Source organism: Mesorhizobium sp. M2C.T.Ca.TU.002.02.1.1 (assembly GCF_003997225.1).
Genome location: NZ_RZTO01000461.1, coordinates 1 through 4,924 on the forward strand (window position 1 = coordinate 1; position 4,924 = coordinate 4,924).

General features: G+C 66.8%; 5 protein-coding genes. All 5 read left to right on the forward strand.

All coding sequences use genetic code 11. The annotated features are described in order from the left end of the window. Positions 1–1,251: CocE/NonD family hydrolase (locus EOD07_RS22255; RefSeq protein ID WP_127236999.1), on the forward strand; the 1,251-nt coding region annotated here is incomplete at its 5' end. A 13-nt stretch (positions 1,252–1,264) separates the two neighbouring features. Then, positions 1,265–2,215 (forward strand): ABC transporter permease, encoded by a 951-nt coding sequence (locus EOD07_RS22260; protein WP_127237000.1) that lies wholly within the window; start codon positions 1,265–1,267, stop codon positions 2,213–2,215. Next, positions 2,199–3,086, forward strand: a complete 888-nt coding sequence (locus EOD07_RS22265) for an ABC transporter permease (protein WP_127237001.1) — start codon at positions 2,199–2,201, stop codon at positions 3,084–3,086. The genes EOD07_RS22260 and EOD07_RS22265 overlap by 17 nt, the downstream gene beginning before the upstream one ends. Continuing rightward, a complete protein-coding gene (locus tag EOD07_RS22270) occupies positions 3,083–4,048 on the forward strand; it encodes an ABC transporter ATP-binding protein (RefSeq protein WP_127237002.1) in 966 nt (321 codons plus the stop codon). The genes EOD07_RS22265 and EOD07_RS22270 overlap by 4 nt, the downstream gene beginning before the upstream one ends. Next, positions 4,045–4,924 (forward strand): ABC transporter ATP-binding protein (locus EOD07_RS22275; protein ID WP_164772424.1); only part of this gene is annotated, 880 nt, incomplete at its 3' end. The genes EOD07_RS22270 and EOD07_RS22275, both read left to right, overlap by 4 nt.

The window sequence follows — 4,924 nt, forward strand, 5'->3', positions numbered from 1 at the left end:
GAACAACTGCCGGGGCCGAAGCTCGGCATCGTCGGACCGTGGTCGCATGCCTATCCCTGTCGTGGCGCGCCGGGTCCGCTGATCGGCTACCTGCAGGAGGCGCTGCGCTGGTGGCGTCATTGGCTTTGCGGCGAAGACACAGGCATCATGGACGAACCGCTCTACCGGGTCTGGATCACCGGCGAGGAGCGGCCGCGGCCTTTCTACCTTCCGGATCATGCCGGCAGTTGGGCGGCCGAGGACCAATGGCCGTCACCGCGTATCGAGCGCCGTTTCTTGCATCTGAACGCCACCGGACTAAGCGGCGGACCCGCGCCGGGCGCCACGCTGTCGGTACGCTCTCCAGCGACCGCCGGCCGCGACTGCGGCCGCTGGGGCGGCTATGGCGGTTCGTGCCCTGACATGCCCATCGATCAGCGCCGCGAGGACGGTCTGGCGCTGTGCTTCGACACTTTGCCGCTCGAGCATGACCTGACCCTGCTCGGGGCGCCCGAGCTCGATCTTCTCGTCAGCGTCGACCAGCCGCATGTCAACCTTGCCGCCCGTCTTTGCGATGTCTATCCCGACGGCGCCTCGGCACTGATGACCTATGGCGTGCTCAACCTCAGCCATCGCGACAGTCACGAGCATCCGACGCCGTGTCCGGTCGGAACGCCGTTCCGCGTCAAGCTCAAGCTCAACGATTTCGCGCGCACCATACCCAAGGGGCACCGCGTCCGTCTGGCGCTGGCCAACCAGCATTGGCCCATCCTGTGGCCGCAACCGAAGCTTTCGCTGCTGTCGGTCGCGAGCGGCGACAGCAAGCTGGTTCTTCCGGTGCGGCCCCCGTCGCCGCGCGACCGCGATGTCCGTTTCGAGCCGGCCGAAACCGCGCCGCCGGTCCCGGCCACGACGCTGGATGAAGGCTTCGACCGTCGCATCGTCACCGACGATGTCGGCTCGGGCCTGCAGATCATCGCCCTGACCTCGGATCATGGAAGCAGGCGCTACGACGACCGCGCCATCACCGTGTCTTCGGCCAACAGCGACACGATGAGTATCAGCAGCGGCGATCCGCTCTCGGCAAAGCTCGTCACCGAATATCGATGGGCGATTGCCAGCGCCGATGCCGACACCGAGGCGAGGGCGGTGACGGAGCTGACGGCGGATGAAACGCATTTCGACCTGAGTTGGCGTCTTGAAGCCCGGGAACGGGGCAAGCTCGTCCACAGCGCCTCGGCGACACGGCGCATCAGGCGCGATTTCGCCTGAAGGGGAGGAGGCCATGCTTGCATATGCAGTGAAGCGCATCGGTCTCGGTCTCCTGATACTCGTCCTTGTCATGGTCGCCATGTATGCGGCCGTCTTCCTGGTTCCGGGCGATCCCGCGACAGTGGCGCTCGGTCCACGCGCCACGCCGGAGCTGAAGCGGCTGCTGATCGAGCGCATGGGGCTCGATCAGCCGGTCTGGTGGCAGATCGTCGAGTTCTTCCGCAACGCGCTGACCGGCAATCTCGGCTATGATGTCTGGTCGAACCGGCCCGTTTCCACACTGGTCATGGAGGCGTTGCCGAACACGCTTGTCCTGGGGCTGACGGCGCTGGCCGTGGCGCTCCTGATCGGCGTCCCGCTCGGTTGCCTGTCGGTGATGCGGCGCGGCACGGCCGCCGATGCCGCCATCGGCGTGCTCTCGGTCGGTGTCATCGCCGTGCCGTCCTTCGTCGTCGCCATCTACTCGCTGCTGCTGTTTGCCGTCACGCTGCGGTGGCTGCCGGCCATCGGGGCGGGCGAGGCCGGCGATCTCTTCAGCCAGGCCAGGGCGCTGGTCATGCCGGCCGCGGCGATCGCCCTCGGCTGGATCGGCTACATAGCCCGCATGGTGCGCGCCTCGATGATGGAGGTGATGGGCGAGCCCCATATCCGCACCGCGCGTTCCTTCGGCCTGCCGGAGTGGAAAATCGTCTCCAAATATGCGCTGCGGATCGCCATCATCCCGACCATCTCGCTGGTCGCGGTCGGCCTCGGCAGCATCCTGTCCAGCGCCGTCTTCGTCGAGGCGGTGTTCGCCAGGCCCGGCATCGGCAAGCTGATCACCGACGCCGTCAGCACACGCAACTATCCGGTCGTCATGGGCACGGTGCTGATCATGACCGCCATCTACGTCTCCATCACCATCGCCGCCGATCTTCTCATCGCGCGGCTCGATCCGAGGGTCCGTGATGTCTTCCGTGGCTGAGGCCTCTCCAATCACGCCCGATCGACAACGGCTTGTCCTGCTTCGCGCATTGCTTGCCGACCCCTTCACCCGCGTGGCGCTGATCCTGGTCGCCGGATTCCTTGTCACCGCGATCTTCGCGCCCTGGCTGGCGCCCTATTCGCCGGTCAAGATCGACGTGCTGCACAAGCTGCAGGCGCCATCGGCGGAGCACTGGTTCGGCACCGATCATCTCGGCCGCGATCTGTTGTCGCGCGTCATCTACGGCGCGCGCACGGCGCTCACGATCGCCATGGTCTCGGTGGCCATAGCCGGCGCCATCGGACTGCTGCTCGGCCTCATCGCCGGCTACGGTCCGCGCTGGCTCGATGCCATCTTGGTGCTCGCTTTCGACAGCATGAATTCGCTGCCGATGATCATGTTCGCGCTTGCCATCATCACCGTGCTCGGCGCGGGCACCGGCACGCTGATCATCGTCATCGCCGCGACGTCGTTTCCAAGTTACGCGCGGCTGATCCGGGCCCAGACGCTGGCGCTGAAGAACAGCGACTACATCCTCGCCGAGCGCCTGCTCGACGCGAGTGCGGCACGCATCATCTTCATCCACCTCCTGCCCAATGTCGTCGGTCCGCTGATCATCCTTCTGTCGATGGACATTCCGGTCGTCATCATGGTCGAGGCTGGCTTGAGCTTCCTCGGTCTCGGCGTGCGCCCGCCGACGCCGTCCTGGGGCTCGATCCTCTATGACGGCTACACCAGCATCCGCTCGGCCCCCTTCATGGTGATCTTCGGCGGCCTGCCGCTGGTGCTGGCGACACTCGGTTTCACCTTCCTTGGCGAGGGCCTGCGCGACTATCTCGACCCGCGCCTGCAGCTGCGGAGGCCGGCATGAGCGGCCCGCTTGCCGCCATCGGTCTCAGCGTCCGCTACGAGACGCCGCATGGCAGCGTGCACGCCCTTCGCCATGTCGACATCGAAGCGCATCCCGGCGAGGTCATCGGCATCGTCGGCGAGAGCGGCTGCGGCAAGTCCACGCTGGTCACCGCTCTGGCCAACCTCTTGCCGGCCAACGCCCGCATCGACGGGTCGATCCGTTACAACGGCGTCGATCTGGCGAAGCTCGACGCCCATCGCCAGCGCCTGCTGCGCGGCGACGAGATCGCGCTGGTCGGTCAGGACCCGATGACGGCGTTCAACCCGGTGCTGACCATCGGCGACCAGCTCGTTGACTTCCAGCACCGTCGTAAGGATCTCAGCCGCGCGCAGAAACGGGCGCGCATCGCCGCCATGCTCGGTCGCGTCGGCATCGCCGATCCCGAACGGCGCATGCGGAGCTACCCGCACGAGCTTTCCGGCGGCATGCGCCAGCGCGTGGCGATCGCCGCCGCCTTGCTGACCGATCCCGGCCTGCTCATCGCCGACGAGCCGACAACCGCGCTCGACGTCACCATGGAGGCGCAGATCATCCATCTGCTGCGCGAGCTCAGGCGCGACTATAACGGCATCATCATCGTCGTCTCGCATCATCTCGGCGTCATCGCCGAGCTCTGCGACCGAGTCTATGTCATGTATGCCGGCGAGGTGGTCGAGGGCGGCGAGGTCGATGCGATCTTCCACGATCCGCGTCATCCCTACACCCAGGCGCTGCTTGCCTGCGATCCCGCCCGCTTCCATGAGCGGCTGGACAGGCTGCCGACCATTCCAGGTACATTGCCGAGCCTGACCCAACCACCGGTGGGATGCGTTTACGCGCCGCGCTGCGGCCGGGGCTTCGCGCCATGCAAGACCGTCGCGCCGCCGCTGGTGAAGCTCACCGCTTGCCATGCTGCCCGCTGCCATGCGGTGACGTCATGAGCCCACTGCTTGCCGTCGAGGACCTGTCGGTCAGTTTCGTTCGCAGCAGCTTGCTCGACCGGCTGATCAATCCGTTTCCGCTGCCCGGCTTCAACGTCGTCGATGGCGTCACGCTGTCGCTGATGCCGGCAGAGACGCTTGGGCTGGTCGGCGAATCCGGCTCTGGCAAGACGACGCTGGCCCGCACCATTCTCGGCCTCATCCGGGCTGCGGCCGGTCGTATCGTCTTCGAGGGCAGGGACGTCCAGACGCCCGCCGACTTTCGCGCCATGCGCCGCCGCTCGGCGATGATGTTCCAGGATCCGGTCGCCTCGCTCAGCCCGCGCCTGCGTGTCGGCACGCTGCTCACCGAACCGCAGGTCATCCAGGGGCTGCCGATGCCGGACCGGCGCGCGGCGGCGAAGGCGCTGCTGGCGCTGGTCGGCTTGCCCGCATCCTTCGTCGACCGCTTTCCGCACGAACTGTCGGGCGGGCAGGCGCGTCGCGTCGGCGTGGCGCGGGCGCTTGCTATGAAACCGCATCTGCTGCTTGCCGACGAGCCGACTGCCGGGCTCGATGTCTCGGTGCAGGGCGATGTGCTCAACCTGATCGGCGAGCTCAAGCGCGAGCTCGGCTTCGCGGCCATGATCGTCACCCACAATCTGGCGATGATCCGCCATGTCAGCGACCGGCTCGCCATCATGTATCTCGGCCGGCTGGTCGAGACGGGACCGACGCAAGAGGTGTTCTCAGCCCCGCTGCATCCCTACACCGCGACATTGATCCGGTCCGAGCCGATCCCAGATCCGCGCCGGCGCAGCCACAAGCCTGCCGTCACAGGCGAAATTCCAAGCGTCTTCCGGCGGCCTTCCGGCTGCGAGTTCCACACGCGCTGCC